General features: G+C 76.5%; 14 protein-coding genes. 8 read left to right on the top strand and 6 right to left on the bottom strand.

All coding sequences use genetic code 11. The features are described from left to right. Positions 1–25: 25 nt before the first annotated feature. The 3 genes from K353_RS28330 to K353_RS28340 all read right to left on the bottom strand — a co-directional run bounded on the left by K353_RS28330 (position 26) and on the right by K353_RS28340 (position 4,560). The gene (locus tag K353_RS28330) at positions 26–1,117 is read right to left on the bottom strand and encodes a glycosyltransferase (protein WP_111556357.1); all 1,092 of its coding nucleotides are present in this window, start codon (positions 1,115–1,117) and stop codon (positions 26–28) included. Beyond that, positions 1,114–3,012 carry a polysaccharide biosynthesis tyrosine autokinase gene (locus K353_RS28335; protein WP_111556358.1) on the bottom strand — a complete coding sequence of 633 codons (1,899 nt, stop codon included), beginning with the start codon at positions 3,010–3,012 and terminating at the stop codon, positions 1,114–1,116. Before K353_RS28335 ends, K353_RS28330 begins: the two co-directional genes overlap by 4 nt. A 429-nt stretch (positions 3,013–3,441) precedes the next feature. Then, on the bottom strand, positions 3,442–4,560 hold the full coding sequence (locus tag K353_RS28340) for a glycosyltransferase family 4 protein (protein ID WP_233533879.1): 1,119 nt from the start codon (positions 4,558–4,560) through the stop codon (positions 3,442–3,444). A 177-nt stretch (positions 4,561–4,737) separates the two neighbouring features. Between K353_RS28340 and K353_RS28345 the strand changes: the two genes are divergently transcribed. From K353_RS28345 to K353_RS28370, 6 genes are all read left to right on the top strand, one after another. After that, positions 4,738–5,805 carry a glycosyltransferase gene (locus tag K353_RS28345; RefSeq protein ID WP_111556360.1) on the top strand — a complete coding sequence of 356 codons (1,068 nt, stop codon included), beginning with the start codon at positions 4,738–4,740 and terminating at the stop codon, positions 5,803–5,805. Between the two features lie 193 nt (positions 5,806–5,998). Next, positions 5,999–6,724 (top strand): hypothetical protein, encoded by a 726-nt coding sequence (locus K353_RS28350; RefSeq protein ID WP_111556361.1) that lies wholly within the window; start codon positions 5,999–6,001, stop codon positions 6,722–6,724. Between the two features lie 258 nt (positions 6,725–6,982). Next, entirely contained in the window at positions 6,983–7,735 is a 753-nt protein-coding gene (locus K353_RS28355) for a thiol:disulfide interchange protein DsbA/DsbL (RefSeq protein WP_111556362.1), read from the top strand. A gap of 401 nt (positions 7,736–8,136) precedes the next feature. Further along, positions 8,137–8,991, top strand: coding sequence for an ABC transporter permease (locus K353_RS28360; protein WP_233533880.1), 855 nt, complete (start codon positions 8,137–8,139; stop codon positions 8,989–8,991). Continuing rightward, complete coding sequence (locus K353_RS28365; protein WP_111556364.1) at positions 8,981–10,180, top strand: polysaccharide ABC transporter ATP-binding protein; 1,200 nt, start codon at positions 8,981–8,983, stop codon at positions 10,178–10,180. The genes K353_RS28360 and K353_RS28365 overlap by 11 nt, the downstream gene beginning before the upstream one ends. A 2-nt stretch (positions 10,181–10,182) precedes the next feature. Further along, complete coding sequence (locus tag K353_RS28370; protein WP_111556365.1) at positions 10,183–11,382, top strand: glycosyltransferase family 4 protein; 1,200 nt, start codon at positions 10,183–10,185, stop codon at positions 11,380–11,382. A gap of 6 nt (positions 11,383–11,388) precedes the next feature. Here the strand turns inward: K353_RS28370 and K353_RS28375 are convergent, their stop codons facing one another. Both K353_RS28375 and K353_RS28380 read right to left on the bottom strand, forming a co-directional pair. Continuing rightward, a complete protein-coding gene (locus tag K353_RS28375; RefSeq protein ID WP_111556366.1) occupies positions 11,389–12,264 on the bottom strand; it encodes a cyclopropane-fatty-acyl-phospholipid synthase family protein in 876 nt (291 codons plus the stop codon). Positions 12,265–12,293: 29 nt separating this feature from the next. Next, a complete protein-coding gene (locus K353_RS28380) occupies positions 12,294–13,475 on the bottom strand; it encodes a glycosyltransferase (protein ID WP_111556367.1) in 1,182 nt (393 codons plus the stop codon). Positions 13,476–13,641: 166 nt separating this feature from the next. On the opposite strand from K353_RS28380, the gene K353_RS28385 reads away from it, so the two are divergent. Next, positions 13,642–15,021, top strand: coding sequence for a ParB/Srx family N-terminal domain-containing protein (locus tag K353_RS28385; protein WP_111556387.1), 1,380 nt, complete (start codon positions 13,642–13,644; stop codon positions 15,019–15,021). 88 nt (positions 15,022–15,109) lie between these two features. Here the strand turns inward: K353_RS28385 and K353_RS28390 are convergent, their stop codons facing one another. Continuing rightward, positions 15,110–15,868, bottom strand: coding sequence for a glutamate racemase (locus tag K353_RS28390; protein WP_111556388.1), 759 nt, complete (start codon positions 15,866–15,868; stop codon positions 15,110–15,112). A 147-nt stretch (positions 15,869–16,015) separates the two neighbouring features. On the opposite strand from K353_RS28390, the gene K353_RS28395 reads away from it, so the two are divergent. Continuing rightward, a complete protein-coding gene (locus K353_RS28395) occupies positions 16,016–17,239 on the top strand; it encodes an MFS transporter (protein WP_111556368.1) in 1,224 nt (407 codons plus the stop codon). Positions 17,240–17,250 lie beyond the last annotated feature (11 nt).

A 17,250-nucleotide genomic window follows, 5' to 3' on the forward strand; every position in this document is an offset into this window, starting at 1 on the left:
GTCGTGCTCCGCCCCACCCGTCGGTTCAGTTCGCCAGGACCCGGGCGTACACCCGCTCGACCGCCCGCTGCGCGCCCGCCACGTCGAAGGACTCGGCGCGCCTGCGGGCCGCCGCGCCCATCCGCTCCCGCGGGCCCGGACCGGCCAGCTCGCCCAGCGCGGCGGCCAGCGCCGCCGGGTCGCCCGGCGGCACCAGCCGGCCCTCCACGCCGTCGTCCAGGATCTCCGGCACGCCGCCGACCCCGGTCACCACCGACGGCAGCCCCGAGGCCATCGCCTCCATCAGCGCCACCGGCAGGCCCTCCTGCCGCGAGCTCAGGCAGAACACGTCCCAGCCCGGCAGCAGCTCCGGCACGTCCGCGCGCATCCCCGCGAACAGCACGCCGTCGCCCGCCCGGGCCCTCAACTCGGCCTCCAGCGGCCCCGAGCCGACCAGCACCAGCCGGGCGTCCGGCTCCCGCCCGCGCAGCAGCGCGAACGCCGCCAGCAGCGTCGCCTGGTCCTTCTTCGCGGTCAGGTTGCCGACCGTGCCGACCACCAGCGCCTCCGGCGGCAGCCCGAGCCGCTCCCGGGCCGCCCGCCGCGCCGCCGGTCCGGACGGCGCGCCGCCCAGGTCCGGGCCGTGGTGCACCACCGACAGCCACTCGCCCGCCCGCCGCCGCCCGACGCCCGCCGCCACCGCGTGCGACACCGCGATCACCGCGTCGTTGCGCCGGTAGGTGAGCGCGTTCGCCCAGCGGGTCGGCAGCCGGTAGCGCTCCCACAGGTTGTGCTCGGTGTGCACCAGCCGGGGCCGGGGCCCGGCGGGCCGCAGCAGCCGGGCCGCCACCGCGGGCACCGGCATGTGGGTGTGCACCAGGTCGTAGCGGCGCTCCGCCAGCAGCCGCCGCAGCCGCAGCGGCCAGCGCCGCCCCGGCGCGCCGCCCAGGCAGTGCACCGGCACGCCCGCCGCCGCCAGCGCCGGCACCAGCGCGTCCTTGTGCGGCAGCACGTACGCCACCTCGATCTGGTAGCGCTCCCGGTCCGCGTGGCGCACGCAGTTCACCAGCAGCTGCTCCGCGCCGCCCCGGCCCAGGCCCTTGGCCAGCCAGAGCACCTTCGTCCGCCGCCCGCTCACCGCTCCTCGCCCAGCCGCAGCTGCAGGGTGGTCTCCACCGGCTCCTCCGGCGGCAGCTCCGCCGGGCGGCGGCCCCAGCTCGCCGTCCCGTCCCGCCGGGTGCCGCCCTCGCCGGCCCCGTACACCGCCCCGTCCCGCCGGGCGCCGCCCTCGCCGGCCCCGTACACCGACTCGCCGCGCCGGGTGTCCGCCGCGCGCTGGTGCTCGGCCCGGCGCGGCCCGTCCGGCCGGGGCCCGGTGCGCCCGGCGGCCCCGGCCGCCGCCGGGCGCGGCAGCTCCGGCCGGGACGGCAGCGGGCCCAGCGGCGGCCGGCCGCCCAGCCGGCCCGGCAGCCGCAGCGAGCGGTTGCGCCGCCCGGTGGCGACCTCGGTGCCCAGCAGCGCCACCCCCGCCACCGGCACGCCGGTGCGGGCCAGCAGCTCGGAGACCCGGTCGGCCTCCTCCGGGCGGACGTTGCCCGCCATCACCGTGACCAGCACCGCGTCCGCGTGCTGCACCAGGTCGTACGCGTCGTTGGCGTGCAGCAGCGGCGAGGAGTCGATCAGCACCACGTCCGCGTGCCGCCGGGCCAGCGCCAGCACCTCCCCGGCGCGCAGCACCAGCGCCGCCGGGTACGCGGTGGCGTGGCCGCCCGCGATCATCGCCACGTTCGGCACCCGGGTCGGGCGGATCAGGTCCACCAGGTCGGTCAGCTGCTCGCCGGAGAGCAGCTCCGCCATGCCCGGGCCCTCGTCCATCCCGAACCGCGCGTTCAGCTCCGGCTGCCGGAAGTCGCAGTCCAGCACCAGCACCTGGCGGCCGGTCTCGGCCAGCGCCGCCGCCAGGTTCGCCACCGTGGTGGTCCGCCCGTCGCCCGAGCGGCCCGACATCACCAGCACCACCGGCGCCGGCTCCACCGCCCGCCGCACCCGCCGGTCGTCGTGGTCCAGGCCGCCCTGGCCGAGCTGGGAGGAGAGCGCCTCCGGGCCGGTCAGCAGCAGCGTCGAGCGCAGCGAGCGGAACGCCTCGGTCGCCGGGTCCTCCGGACGGGCCGTCACCAGCGGCTCGCGCAGCCGCCGCAGCCGCCGCGACAGGCGCGGGATCTCGCCGATCACCGGCAGGTTGAACGCCTCCTCGGTGCCGTCCCGGGTGCGCAGCCGGGTGTCCATCCGGGACAGCATCAGCGCCGCCACCACGCCCAGCGCCAGGCCCAGCACCACCGCCAGGGACAGCCGCACCCCGCGGGTCGGCGAGGTCAGCAGGCTGCCGCCGAGCTCCTTGGCGTCGATCGAGCCCCACTGCTGGATCGCGTCGGTCTGGCTGTAGTTCTGCAGGTCGGCGATGGCCCCGAGGGTCTTGGTCAGCGCCGCCGTCGCCGTCGACAGCTGCGGCTGGAGCTTGGCCTGATCGCTCGCGTTGGCCTTGCTGAACGACTTCTGCAGGTCGTCCAGCTGCGACTGCTGGGCGTCCGCCTGGGCGCGCAGCCGCTTGATCGACTCGTCGGCGCTGCGGCGCGACTCCTGGGCGTAGCCGGTGATGGTCGCCTCCGACAGCGCCGCCGCCAGGTCCGCGCAGGTCTGCTGGGTGGGGCCGGTGGTGGTGAACAGCAGCATCTGGGTGGACTCCGCCGCCACCGTCCGGCGCGCCGTCAGCGCCGCCACGTCGGTGAGGTGCAGCTTCTGCGCCGCCGCCGTGGTCACCGCCGAACCCTGGGCGTACGACAGCACCTGGTCGGCGCGCACGGTGTCCGCCGCGCCGGCCACCGGCGTGATCGCCACCTTGCACTGCCACTTGCCGTTGTCCACGGCGTCACCGGCGGGCGTCAGCAGGAAACCCACGACCAGCGAGGCCGCCGTGCAGGCGGCCAGCAGCCGCCAGTACCGTCGCAGAACGGTGAACAGATTTGCCGGTTCCACCGGTTGGTTCCCCTCGCCTCGTCACGGTGCACACGCGCCCACGGCCGCACCCGCCCCCCCGCGGGCGGCGCGCATCGATGCGGCCGGTCCGGCCGCCCCGGACCTCGGATCCCCCCGGGAACGGCACCGGGCCCGAGCCCCGTACCCGCCCCCGGCTGCGGCGGAGAGAAAGTCGAACGCACGAGGCCGCCCCCACGGCCCTCCCCTGCGCCCGATGCTTCCCGCCCCGGACCTGCGGCGCAAGCACTTTGGCCATACTGACACCTGGTACGGGACTGATTCCGGACGCCCGCACCCGAACTGACGTGCGGTCATCAAACGCCCGGACGCGCCCCCCGCCGCCCGGCCGACCACCGCGCCGCCCGTCCGACCGCCCGGCCCGCCACCGGTCGGACCGCCGCGGTCGGTGGCCGAACCGCCCGCCCCCCGTCAGGCCAGGGCGCGCCCGTAGAACTCCACCATCCGCGCCGACACCCGCTCCAGCGTGTACCCCGCCAGGAAGCGCGCCCGGGCCGCCTCCGCCCGCGCCAGCGCCTCCCCGCGCTCCTCCAACGCCCGCACCAGCGCCCCCGCCAGCGCGTCCGGCCGCTGCGGCGGCACCAGCAGCGCGCACCCCTCCGACCCCACCGTCTCGCGCAGCGCCGGCACGTCCGCGCACACCAACGGCACGCCCACGCCCATCGCCTCCAGCGCCGCGCTGCCCAACCCCTCCCAGCGCGAGGGCACCGCGCACACCTCCACCGCCGCCATCAGGTCGAACACGTCGTCCCGCGGCCCCAGGAACCGCACACCCCCCGTCTCCGCCGCCAAGCCCTCCAGCCGCGCCGTCTCCGCCCCCCGGCTGCCCGCCAGCAGCAGCACCGCGTCCGGCCGCGCCGCCCGCACCCGCGGCCACGCCGACACCAGCACGTCCAGACCCTTCTGGTACTGCTGCCGGGCCGCCGCCAGCACCACCGGCACCCCCTCGGCCAACCCCAGCGACTTCCGGACCTCCGCCCGCCGCTCCGCCGTCACCCGCCCCAGCAGCCGCGGGTCCCGCCCGCGCGGCACCACGTCGATCCGCCGCCGCGACACCCGCAGCCGGGCCGCCATCACCTCCGCGACGTGCTCGGTCAACGCGTGGAAGCGCCGCACCCCCTGCGCCGTCACCGCGTCCACCGCCTGCGCCGCCCGCACCTTCCACGGGCTCAACCCGCGCGCGTGCAGGTGCTCCGGCCCGTACGCCGAGTTCACCAGGCTCGACACCACCGGCACCCGCACCGCGAACGCCGCCGCCCGGCCCAGCACGTCCGACTCGTACAGCGTGGTGTGCACCAGGTCCGGCCGCAGCCGGCGGAACTCCGCCCGCAACCCCGCCACCCGCGCCCCCCGCGAACCCCCCGCCACCGGACGCACCCCGGCGCCCGCCGCCCGCAACTCCTCCTGGAACCCGCCCGGCGACTCCTTCAGGAACGCCACGTGCAGCTCCACCCCGGACCGCACCAGCAGCGGGGCCATCGCCACCAGCCCCTGCTCCGCCCCGCCCACCCGGCTCACACTGTCGATCACGTACACCACGCGCACCGCGCCAACCCCCTCGCCCGGGCCACCCCCTGACCGCCGCTCAGCATCCCAGCCCGCACCACCCCGCGTCCGCCGAACCGGAGGAAACCCCGGAAGCGGCCGAGCGCCCCGGATCGCCCCGTCCGCCCGCCCGGCGGCCCCCCGCTCGGTAGTCTCGACGCCATGGCCGAGCCGCGGGTACTCCACGTCATCACCGACCCCAGGGCCCGCGGCGCCCAGCGCCTCGCCCGCGACCTGCACGAGGAACTGCTGCGCCGCGGCCAGCACTCCGCCCTGGTCGCCCTGCACCCGCACCCCGACGCCGCCGCCGGCGCGCCCGTCCCCGTGCTCGGCCCCTCCCGGCACCACCCCGCCACGCTGCGCGCGCTGCGCCGCGCCGCCGCCCACGCCGACGTGGTGGTCGCGCACGGCTCCTCGACCCTCCAGGCGTGCGCGCTGGGCCTGTTCGCCGCCCGCACCCCCTTCGTGTACGTCAACATCGGCGACCCCCGGCACTGGACCGCCGACCCGCTGCGCCGCCTGCGGGTCGGCGCCCTCCTGCACCGGGCCGCGGCCGTCGCCGCGATCTCCCCGCACGCCGTGGAGCTCCTGCGCACCCGCTTCCGGCTCCCCGCCCGCCGCCTGCGCGCCCTGCCCAACGCCCGCCCCGCCGACCGCTTCCCGCCCGCCGCCGACCGCACCGAACGGGCCGCCGCCCGGGCCGCCCTCGGGCTGCCCGCCGACGCCCCGCTGATCGCCTGGATCGGCGCGCTCAGCCCCGAGAAGCGCCCCGACCTGGCGCTGGCCGCGCACGCCCTGCTGCCCGGGGACGTCCACCTCGCGCTGGCCGGGGAGGGCCCGCTGCGCCCCGCCCTCGTCCCCGGCCCGCGCACCCACCTGCTCGGCCCGCTCGCCGACCCGGCCGCGCTCTACCGGGCCGCCGACCTGCTGCTGCTCACCAGCGACTCCGAGGGCGTCCCCGGCGTCCTGATCGAGGCCGCGCTGGCCGCCGTCCCCACCGTGGCCACCGACGTCGGCTGGGTCTCCGACGTGGTCCGCCCCGGCGAGACCGGCCTGCTCGCCCCGCCCGGCGACCCCGCCGCGCTCGCCGCCGCCCTGCGCACCCTGCTGGCCGCCGACCGCACCCGCTACGCCGCCGCCGCCCGCGCCCACGCCCTGGCCCACTTCGACCTGGCCCCCGTCACCACCGCCTGGCAGCAGTTGCTGCGCGAGGTCGCCCGCCCGCGCTGAACCGTCCGCTCGCGGGGGGCGGCCGACGCCCGGTCCGGCGCCGCGGTGCAACGGCGCGTGGAGGCGTCTGTAGTGGAGGCGTCTGTAACAGCGCTGTACCGGACGTTCCGGCCCGCAACCGTCCGACAGCCGGACGCCGTGGTGGTGCTTGCCGCCGACCGGCGGCCACCGAGACCCACCGCAGGAGCCCGAGATGAACGTCCGCAAGCCCGCCGCCCTGGCCGCCCTGGCCGCCTGTGCCGTGCTGGCCCTGACGGCCTGTGACCCGGAGGACGGCGGCACCGCCGCGCCCGTCGCGCCCGCCGCCTCCACCACCCCGAGCACCCCCGCCGCGCCGCCCGCCGCCACCCCGTCCGGCGGCACCGGCGGCTCGACCGCCACCCCCGCCGGGAAGACCGGCGCCGCCGGCGCCACGGTCGCCGCCGACGTGCCGATCTGCGGCAACTCCGAGCAGGAGAGCGACGTCAAGGCCGAGCTGACGCTCGACAGGAGCGCCAACCCGCGGATCAACGGCGTCATCGAGCTGACCAACACCAGCGGCCACGACTGCGTCGTCTACGGCGGCCCCGACCTGCGCACCAACCACGTCCCCGACACCTTCATGAAGCTCAGGAGCGGCGTGCTGGGCGGCGGCAGCTTCGCCACCGACCGGGCCCACGGCACCGTGCTGCACCCCGGCACGCCGGTCTACCAGGCCGTCAGCTGGCTCGCCTCGCCGCCGGTCGCCGCCAACGCCACCTGCACCACCGGCGACGTGCTGGAGCTGGTCCGCAACGGCGAGGTGCTCGGGCTGACCATGCGGGTCGAGGACGGCCGCTACTGCCCGATCGCCGAGGACGGCTCCGACCAGATCCAGCTCGGCGTCCCGAAGGCCAGCGAGGCCGAGGCCCGTGCCCAGTGGAAGCACGACGCCAAGTAGCCCGCCGTCCCCCGACGCAGGTGGGCGCCGGAGCGGGGGCGCGCCCGCCCACCGAGCCCGAGGGACCACAGCCGCAGCCAGAGCCACAGCCGTCACCGCACCACCGCAGCCGCTGACCGCCGTCGTGGCAGACGGGGCCCCGAACGCCCGACGAACGTTCGAACCACCGCCCCGGCGCGCTGCTCCGATCCGGCGAATTCCGCCGACCGGGGCCCGGTCACCTGGAACGCCGCACGCCCGGCCTGCCAGGCTGCCCCGGTGAATTCGCTGCTCAGAACCACTGTCCTGCTCGCCGTCGCCGGGGGCCTGCTGGCCGCCCCGGCCGCCGCCGGGGCCGCGTCCGCCCTCCCCGCGCTGCCGCACGGCCGGCAGCTGCCGACCCTCGGCCACCAGTTCCCCGCCGTCCAGCCGTCCGGGCCCACCCAGCAGCACGTGCCGGTGCCGGTGACCCGCCCGCTGGACCCGGCGGCCCCGCTGCCGGCCGCGCCGAAGGCCCAACGCGCCCACGAGGTGGTCGAGTTCTTCTGGTACGACTGCTCGCACTCCGCCCTGCTGGAGCAGCCGCTGACCCGCTGGGCCGCCGAGCACCGGGCGGACGTCACGCTGCGCCGGGTGCCCGCGGTCTGGACCGGCAGCCCCGACGAGGCCGAACAGCGGTCCCACGCACGGCTGTTCTACGCGCTGGACCGGCTCGGCGAGGTCGACCGGCTGCAGGCCGCGGTGTTCCGCGCGGTCCGCGAGCAGGGGGCCGGCCTGACCACCGAGCAGTCCGCCGCCGACTGGGTCGCCACCCAGGGCGTCGACGCGGCGAAGTTCCGGGCCGCGTACCGCTCCGCCGAGGTCGACCGGGCCGTCGAGGACGCCCCGGAGCTGTTCGCCCGCAACCGGATCGCCGAACTGCCCACCGTGGTCGTCGACGGCACCGGCCGGACCTCGCCCACCGAGGCCGGGGGCGTCGAGGGGATGCCCTCCGCGCTCGACCGGCTGGTCGCCGACCGACCCGCCGACTGATCCGCCGACCGACCCGCCGACTGATCCCCGGCCGGCCGCCGTCCGACCGCCGCCGTTCTTGAACCGCCCCCCGACCGCCCGCCCGAACTCCCCGGCCGGAAAGGGCGGTTCGGTCCGGAACCGTCCCGTACCGGCCTGAGCTGCCGCAATCTTCACCGAACCCGCCCCCGCCCCGCACACTCTGTGTCATTGTGGTCCGCGGGTCGGCCCGACCGGGGGGAGCGGCCGGACCCGAGCCGCGCGGAGCACCGCGCGACCGGCGGGGCCGGGCGGACGCCGGGCACCTGCCCGGCAGACGGCAGTCAGACGGCACAGGCACCGGGGGAGGGCACCGCCCCCGGGGAGGGCGGGAGTCCGTGGGGGGACAGCGCGCACAGCTCATCGACGAGCGTGGGAGCCGGGTGGCCCCACCGGGCGCCGCGGCCCCGGTCGGGCCACCGCCCGAACTGGTCTTCAAACGCCGGCTGCGCCCCCTTCGGGTCGCCCACGAGCTGTGGGCCGCACGGGAGTTGGTGCGGGCGCTGGCCGAGCGCGACCTGCGCGCCCGGTACAAGCAGGCGGTGCTCGGCTTCGCCTGGGCGGTGCTCACCCCGCTCGCGCTGTGCGCGATCTTCACGCTGGTGTTCCACCGCGCGGTCAAGATCGAGACCGGCGACGTCCCGTACACGCTGTTCGCGTACCTCGGCCTGATCGTCTGGCAGTTCTTCTCCAACACGATGAACCAGGGCGCGCTCAGCCTGGCCAACAACCTGAGCCTGCTGAACAAGGTCTACTGCCCGCGCGAGGTCTTCCCGCTCGCCACCATGCTGGTCGCCACCGTCGACATGGTGATCGGCGTCGGCGTGCTGGGCCTGATGTTCCTGGTGTTCTGGACGGCCCCCGCCGCGACCTTCCTCTGGGTGGTGCCGCTGCTGCTGATCCAGTTCGCCTTCACCTACGGGATCGCGCTGGTCCTCTCGGTCGCCGTGGTCTACCTGCGCGACGTCCGGCACCTGCTGCCGATCATCACCCAGATGGGCGTCTTCGCCACTCCCGTCGCGTACCCGCTGGCCAAGATCCCGCAGCGCCTCCAGGAGGTCTACGTCGGCGTCAACCCGCTCGGCGCGGTCATCGAGGGCTACCGCAGGGCGCTGCTGTACGGCCAGGCGCCCGATGTCCGGCTGACCCTGATCGCGGCGGTCAGCTCGCTGGTCTTCCTGGTCGGCGGCTACCTGCTCTTCAAGAAGCTGGAAACGGGGATCGCCGATGTCGCGTGACTACCCTGCGGGCACCATCCGCACCGAGCAGGTCTGGAAGCGGTTCCGCGCCGACCAGCAGCGGATGCTGCTGCGCGACCGGGTCGACCAGGCCGTCCGCCGCCTGCGCGGCGACCGCGGCGAGGACTGGCGCTGGGCGCTGCGCGACATCAACCTCCACATCGAGCCCGGCGAGTCGGTCGGCCTGATCGGCTCCAACGGCTCCGGCAAGTCGACGCTGCTGAAGATGCTCACCCGGGTGATGTACCCGTACGCGGGCGTGATCGACGTGCGCGGCCGGATCGGCGCCCTGATCGAGATCCGGGCCGGCATCCACCCCGACCTGACCGGCCGGGAGAACATCTACCTGTTCGGCGCGCTGCTCGGCCTCAAGCGCCGCGAGGTCGCCGGGCGCTTCGACGACATCGTCGAGTTCGCCCGGCTCGGCGGCGCGATCGACCGGCAGGTCAAGTTCTACTCCTCCGGCATGCAGATGCGCCTGGGCTTCGCGGTCGCCGCCTACCTGGAGCCGCACGTCCTGCTGGTCGACGAGGTGCTGGCGGTCGGCGACGCGGTCTTCCAGCAGCGCTGCCTGGACCGGATGCGCGAGGTCGCCGAACAGGGCACCACCATCGTCTTCGTCTCGCACGACCTGCCCGCCGTGCAGTCCATCTGCCGCCGCGGCGTCTGGTTGGAGCAGGGCACCGTCCGGGTCGACGCGGGCATCAAGGACGCGCTGGCCGGCTACCGCGACTCCATCGAGGCGCAGTCCGAGGCGGGCGCCCTGGTCGGCGAGCCGCTGCAACTGCTCAAGTACGAGGTGCGCGGCGAGGACGGCGACGCCGCCACCCTGCACACCGACGAGCCGGTCACCGTCGAACTCACCCTCGGCGGCGACTACCGCGGCGACGCCACCCTGCACCTGGGCGTCAGCGAGGGCACCTCCAGCCCGATCTTCCAGATCAGCCACGAGATCCGGCTGACCGGCGGCGACCACCGGGTCGCCTGCGTCATCCCCCGGCTGCCGCTGCCGCGCGGCCGCTACACCCTGTGGACCGGCGTCTACTCGATCGGCAAGACCGACGGCGGCACCCTGATGAGCTGGCACTCGGCCGGCCAGTTCGACGTGTTCGGCCCGGTGCTCGACACCCCGCCGCGCGCCGTCGTGATGGCCGCGCCGGTCTTCGTGCCGCACCAGTGGGAGGACTGAGCATGCGGTCCGTCCGGGTGCTGGTCCACCTCAACAACCTCGCCCTCGGCGGCGCCCAGCTCAACGCCGTCGACATCGCCCGCACCCTGCGCGACCGCGGCCACCAGCCGGTGCTCTTCGCCCAGGGCGTCGACGGCCCCGCCCCGCTGGCCGACCTCGCCGCCGAACACGGCCTCGACCTGGTGGTGGCCGGGGAGCCGGGCACCCCGCACGCCGTCATCCGGGCCCGCCTCACCCGGCTCGCCGACGAGCACGGCTCCCACCTCGTCCACGCCTGGGAGGTCCGGGCCGCCCGGAACGCCTACTTCGGCCCCGGCCGTCAGGGCCGCCTCCCGGTCGTCACCACCTTCTACGGCATCCGGATGCTCCGCGGCATGCCCCGCCACCAGCCCCTGGTGCTCGGCCTGGGCGCCCTGCTGCCCGACGGCCGCGCCTTCGGCCACCGCGACCTGCGGCTGATCGAACCCCCCGTCGACACCGACTCCGACGCGCCCGGCGCCGTCTCCGGCGCCGAGTTCCGGGCGGAGGTCCGCGCCTCGGACGACCAGCTACTCCTCTGCATCGTCACCCGCCTGGTCTCCGGCCTGGAGAAGGACGCCGGGGTCTCCCGCACCATCGCCGCCCTCCGCCTCCTCGACGACCCGTCCCTCGTCCTCGCCGTCGTCGGCGGCGGCCCCAGCGAGGCGCACCTGCGCGCCGAGGCCGCCCGCGCCAACGAGGAACTCGGCCGCGAGGCGGTCGTCCTCACCGGCCAGCGCGCCGACCCCCGCCCCGCCTACCAGGCCGCCGACCTCGTCCTCGGCATGGGCGGCTCGGCCCTGCGCGGCCTCGCCTTCGCCAAACCCGTCATCGTGCACGGCGCGGGCGGCTACACCGCCGTCCACGAACCCGGCCCGCTGGTCGAACCGCACGCCTCCCGCTGCATGTACGGCCACGGCGACCACCCCGCCGACGCCAAGGCGCTCGCCGCCCAGATCCGCACCCTCGCCGACAGCCCCACCCGCCGGGCCGAGCTGGGCAGTTGGGGTCGCGACTGGGTCGTGGGCCGGTTCTCCCTCGGCCACGTCTCCACCGCCTTCGAGGAGATCTACCGCGAACTCCTCCACCGGCCCCCCGGCCGCACCGCCTGGCTCCGCGACCTCGAACAGATGTCCCGCTACGAGTTCGTCAAGCCGACCGCCCGCCGCCTGCTCGGCCGCTGAGACCGCCTAGGCGGAGTTCCGCCGCAGCACCAGCGCGACGAAGCCGAAGCCGTCGCGGTGGCCGGTCAGCCACTGCTCGCGGTGGGCGTCCGCCGCGCGCAGGGCGGCCTCGCGGTCGGGGCCCGGCGGCTGGTCGAGGGCCCAGTCGGCGAGGGAGCCGGTCCGGGCCCAGGCGTAGGCGTCGAGTTCGGCGCGGGTGGAGGTGTGGGCGGCGACCGGCAGCCAGCCGGCGGCCCGGACCGCGGCGACCGTGCCGGCCAGGTCGGCCAGGTCGGTGAGATCGGCCAGGTCGGTGGGATCGGCCAGGTCGGTGGGATCGGCGAGGTCGGTGGGATCGGCCAGGTCGGTGGGATCGGCTAGGTCGGTGGGATCGGCCGGGTCGGTGGGCTCCGCCCCGAACGACCCCCCTGCCCGCTGCGGGGGTTCACCGGTCCGGTAGGGGGCGCCGAGCAGCACCGCGCCGCCCGGGGCGAGCAGCGGGCCGATCGCGGCGAGGGCCGGGCCGGGGCCGCCGAGGGCCCGGGTCGCGCCCGTGCACAGGACGGCGTCGAAGGGCTCGGCGGCGAAGGGCTCGGCGGCGGTGAACTCCCGGGCGTCGCGGTGGTGCAGGCCGATCCGCCGGGCCACGCCGAGGCGCTGCGCGGTGTGCAGCGCGCTGCGCAGGGCGGCCGGGTCCGGGTCCACGCCGACCGCCCGCAGGGCGGGGTACGCGGTCAACGCCCGCAGCAGCCAAGGCGCTTCGCCGCAGCCGAGGTCGAGCAGCCGCCCGTCCGACCGGCCGCGCAGCAGCCGCTCCAGCAGGTCCCGCACCGCCTCGTCGGACAGCGGGGCGGCGATCGGGTGGTCGCGGTGCGCGATCCGGGAGATGTCCTGACGCTCCATCGACTGATCCTGCCCGCCGGGCCGCCCGGCTATTCGGCCCGCTGCGGCCGCGGATAGGTGCGGCCCTTCCAGGCGGCGCCCCGGCCGCGCCAGTGCTGCACGGCGGAGTCGACCGTCATCAGCAGGTACAGCAGCGCGGTGAACGGCAGCAGCGGGGCGGCGGGCACGGGCTGCCGGTAGTAGCGGAGCATCGGCGCGTACGTCCCGGCCATCACCGCCCACGCCGCCAGGCCCGCCCCGGCCGTCCACCACGCCCCGGCCGCCGCCCCGGCGACCGCGGCCACCGGCGGCACCAGGTAGACCAGCGCCAGGCCCGCCACCGTCCCGGCCAGCAGCAGCGGCGAGTACCGGAGTTGGGCGTACGCGCTGCGCGAGACCATCCGCCACAGCGGGCCCAGCCCGGGGTACGGGCGGACGGAGTCGACCCGGTCGGCGAGGCCCAGCCAGGTCCGGCCGCCGGTGCGCTTGACCGCCCGGGCCAGCGACACGTCGTCGATCACCGCGCCGCGGATCGCCGCCACCCCGCCCGCCCGCTCCAGCGCGGCCCGGCGCACCAGCGAGCAGCCACCGGCCGCGGCGGCCGTCCGGGAGCCGGGCCGGTTGGCCCGGCGGAAGGGGTACAGCTGGGCGAAGAAGTACACGAACGCCGGGACGATCAGCCGCTCCCAGCCGCTCGCCACCCGCAGCCGGGCCATCTGCGACACCAGGTCCAGCCCGCCGCCCTCCCCGGCCGCGACCAGCGCCCGCAGCGAGCCCGGGCGGTGCGCGATGTCGGCGTCCGTCAGCAGCAGCCACTCGGCGTCCCCGGCCTGCCCCACCCCGTGCCGCAGCGCCCACAGCTTGCCCGTCCAGCCCGCCGGCAGCGCCGGGGGAGTGGTCACTACGAGCTCCAGCCCCCCGACCCGCCCGGCCAGCTCCCGCGCCGCCTCGCCCGTCCCGTCCGTACTGTGGTCGTCCACCAGCACCACCCGCGCCCGCCCCGGGTACTCCTGGGCCAGCAGGCTCGGCAGCGACAGCGGCAGCACCGCCGCCTCGTCCCGGGCCGGTACCAGCACCACCACCGACGGCCACGCCCCGGGCTCACCGCTCCCGCGCGGCAGCCGCTGATCCGTCCGCCAGAACCCGCCGTGCCCCACCGCCAGCCACGCCCACGCCGACAACGACACCACCGAGACCCACCACAGGACCGTCACCCCGGCAGTCTGCCCGATCCGCCCCGGGCCGCCCCCGAGACACGACGGCCCGCCACCCGGCCCGGTGCGGACGGTTCACCCGGTCGTCATCCGGGCGACGTCCGGTGGACGCGCGGGGAGCGGGCGGGGGTGGCTGGATGGGCGCGGCGGGAATCCGCCGATCCGATCAGCAGGAGAACAGATGATGACCGGCACCGCGTCCGCCGCCCCGTCGCGCCACCGTCACCCGAGCCGCCGGGCCGCGCTCGCCGCCGCGTCGGCCCTCGCCCTCGGCGGGCTGACCGGGTTCGCCGCCCCCGCCGGGGCCGCACCCGCCGACGGGGCCGTGCTCGCCGCGCAGCCCGGCCAACTGCTGGACGTGACGCTCGACCAGCTGCACCCGACCCAGGCCGCGGTCGGCTACGACGAGGTCTACTACAAGCTCGGCCGGTACGCCTCGGACAAGGACCGGCTCAACGGCGGCATCAACAAGCGCTTCGACGACTGGTGCGCCACCAACGGCCAGGGCGCGGTCGCCGCCGCCCCGGCCGGCGCCACCCTCGCCGACCCGGCCAGCTTCACCTGCACCGTCCCGGTCGGGCAGGAGACCGCGGCCGACCGCGCCGAGATGAAGACCGTCGTGGTCGGCCCCGGCGGCACGCTCTACCTGACGGACGGCCACCACACCCTCACCTCCTTCCTGGAGACCCCCGAGGGCGGGCCGAAGCTGCACGTCCGGCTGATCGTCCAGGCCAACTACAGCGCGCTGTCGAAGGCCGCGTTCTGGCAGGCCATGCAGGACCACGGGTGGGTGCGGCTGCTCGACGAGCACGCGAACCCCCTCACCCCCGACCAGCTGCCGACCCGCCTCGGCCTGGCGAACTTCCACGACGACCCGTACCGCAGCCTGGTCTACTTCACCCGCGACATCGGCTACTCGGTGCCCGACGCCGCCGCCGAGTTCCTCGAGTTCCAGTGGGGCGACTGGCTGCGCGGCCAGGGCATCGGCCTGCCCGGCTCCTACGACAGCAGCGACCTCGCCTCCTACCTCGACGCGGTGCGCACCGCCTCGCAGGCGATGTCCGCGCTGCCCGGCGACGCCGTGGTCTCCGGCGGCGCCACCGCCGACCAGCTCGGCCGGCTCACCCCCTGGAACGCGGGCAAGAAGCCCACCGGCGGCGAGTTCGGCAAGCTGAGCGCCCCGATCACCGACGCCAAGCCCGGCAAGCTCGCCTACGCGCTGGACTTCCGGTCCAAGCTGCCGGCCGCCCCGGCCTGCACCACCACCGTGACCGGCGCCCACAACGGCCCGCTCACCGCCGCCACCGGCACCACCTGCCTGGTGAACGCCCGGCAGAACGGCCCGGTCGTGGTCCGGGCCGGGGCGAACCTGGTGGTCGCGGGCTCCGACGTCAACGGCCCGCTGCAGGCCGTCGGCGCCGGGACGGTGCGGATCTGCGGCGCCGACTGGACCGGCCCGCTCAGCATCGTCAACACCCGCGACCGCCTCACCCTCGCGGGCCCCGGCTGCACCCCGAACCTGTTCACCGGCCCGCAGCAGCTGGTCGGCAACCCGGTCGGCTGACACCCCGGCCGCCCCGGGACGGCACCCGGGCGGGACGGGACGGTGCCGGACGGGACGGGACGGGACGGCGCCGGACGGGGCGGGACGGTCAGAGCCGGGCCGCGGCCAGCAGCCCGCCCTGCGGGTACGCGAGCGCCTCGGCCCGGAGCGCCGCCGGGCGGCCGGAGTGCAGCACGGTCAGCGTCCCGCCGCCGGGCGGCGCGGCCGGGGAGAGCCGGCGCAGCGTCTGCGCGGCGATCGCGTCCGCCGAGCCGTGCAGCCGGACCGGCCCGGCGAGCGCGGCGGCGATCCGGTCGTCGATCAGCTCGTAGTGGGTGCAGCCCAGCACCACGTCGGTGGTCCCGGCCGGGGTGCGGGCGGCGGCCGACGCGACGGCCGCGGCGATCGCGGCCTCGTCGGCCCGCTCGACGGCCTCGGCCAGCCCCGGGCAGGCCACCTCGTGCACCGTGGCGGCCCCGCCGAACTCGGCGATCAGCCCGCGCTGGTACGCGCTCCCGGTGGTCCGCGAGGTCGCCCAGATCGCCACCACCCCGCCGGCCGCGGCGGCCGGCTTGATCGCCGGGACCGTCCCGACCACCGGCAGCCCCGGCTCGAACTCGGTCCGCAGCCGCGCCAGCCCGTGCACCGTGGCCGTGTTGCAGGCCACCACCAGTGCCTCCGGCCCGTGCGCCACGGCGGCCCGGGCGCAGGCCAGCGCGCGCTCGGCGATGTCCTCGGGCGTGCGCGGGCCCCACGGCATCCCGTCCGGGTCGCACGAGACGACCAGGTCCGCGTCGGGCCGGGCCCGGCGGATCGCGGCGGCGGCGGCGAGCAGTCCGATTCCGGAGTCCACGAGGGCGATCTTCACGAGCACCGACTCTACCCCGAACCCCTCGGCGGCCAGGCGGACGGCCGTTCCGGGGGCCGCCCCGGTTCGGCCGTCCGCCTGACGGTGCGACCGCGTCGTGCGCGTGTCCCCGGCCCGGGGCGGCACGTCCCCGGAGGCTTGGGTCCCATGGGACAGCTGACAGCATCGAACGAACGGGTGCCGGCCGACGAACGGGTGTCGGGGACGGCCTACACCAACCTGGTGGTCGCCACCGTCGGCTTCGCGCTGACCTTCTGGGCCTGGAACCTGATCGCCCCGCTGGCGGGCGAGTTCGACAAGACCCTGCACATGTCGTCGTTCGCGCAGTCGTTCCTGGTCGCGGTGCCGGTCATCGTAGGCTCGCTGGGCCGCGTCCCGGTCGGCGCGCTGACCGACCGCTTCGGGGCCCGGCTGATGTTCCCGCTGATGTCGGCGCTGACCATCGTCCCGGTGCTGCTGCTGATCCCGGCCCGCAGCTCGTACGGGGCGCTGCTGGCGGTCGGGTTCTTCCTCGGGCTCGGCGGCACCACCTTCGCGATCGGCGTGCCGCTGGTGAACTCCTGGTTCCCGCCGCACAAGCGCGGCCTGGGCGTCGGCGTGTTCGGCATGGGCATGGGCGGCGTCGCGCTGTCCGGCTACTTCACGCCGCGGCTGTGGAAGCACGGCCACGACCTGCCGTTCTGGGTGCTGGCGATCGCCCTGGCCGGGTACACCGTGCTGTCCTACCTGCTGCTGCGCGACCGCCCCGACCGGGTGGTCCCGACCGCCTCGCTGGCCTCCCGGCTCGGCCGGGCCGGGCGGCTGCGGGTGACGTGGGAGCTGTCCGCGCTGTACGCGATCGGGTTCGGCGGCATCGTCGCGTTCGGCGTCTACCTGCCGACGTACCTGAAGACCTGGTACGAGCTGTCCGCCACCGACGCCGGCACCAAGGCCGCCGGGTTCGCGCTGGTCACGGTGGTCTTCCGGCCGTTCGGCGGCTGGCTCTCCGACCGCGTCCACCCGGCCGTGGTGACCGCCTGGGCGCTGGGGACCACCGCGCTGTTCGCGATCGTCCAGGCGTTCGACCCGGACCTCAGCCCGGTCGGCACCATCGCCTTCCTGGTGATGGCGGCCGGCCTGGGCACCACCAGCGGCTCGGTGTTCGCGCTGGTCGCCCAGGTCACCCCGGTCGCCCAGGTCGGCTCGGTGACCGGCATCGTCGGCGCGATCGGCGGCCTCGGCGGCTTCGTCCCGCCGCTGGTGATGGGCGCGATCTACAGCGCCAAGGACAGCTACTCGATCGGCTTCATGCTGCTCTCCGACCTGGCCCTGGCCGGCGCCGTCTACGCGATCGGCCGGATGCGCGGCATCCGGCCCACCGCCGCCGACTGACCCCGGCCCCC

This window comes from Kitasatospora sp. SolWspMP-SS2h, assembly GCF_003259315.1.
In the GTDB taxonomy this organism is placed as follows: Bacteria; Actinomycetota; Actinomycetes; order Streptomycetales; family Streptomycetaceae; genus Kitasatospora; species Kitasatospora fiedleri.

Coding starts and splice junctions, on each gene's coding strand:
- K353_RS28345 (WP_111556360.1), top strand. CDS start 4,738: ATGGCCGAGCCGCGGGTACTCCACGTCATCACCGACCCCAGGGCCCGC.
- K353_RS28350 (WP_111556361.1), top strand. CDS start 5,999: ATGAACGTCCGCAAGCCCGCCGCCCTGGCCGCCCTGGCCGCCTGTGCC.
- K353_RS28365 (WP_111556364.1), top strand. CDS start 8,981: ATGTCGCGTGACTACCCTGCGGGCACCATCCGCACCGAGCAGGTCTGG.
- K353_RS28370 (WP_111556365.1), top strand. CDS start 10,183: ATGCGGTCCGTCCGGGTGCTGGTCCACCTCAACAACCTCGCCCTCGGC.
- K353_RS28375 (WP_111556366.1), bottom strand. CDS start 12,264: ATGGAGCGTCAGGACATCTCCCGGATCGCGCACCGCGACCACCCGATC.
- K353_RS28385 (WP_111556387.1), top strand. CDS start 13,642: ATGACCGGCACCGCGTCCGCCGCCCCGTCGCGCCACCGTCACCCGAGC.
- K353_RS28395 (WP_111556368.1), top strand. CDS start 16,016: ATGGGACAGCTGACAGCATCGAACGAACGGGTGCCGGCCGACGAACGG.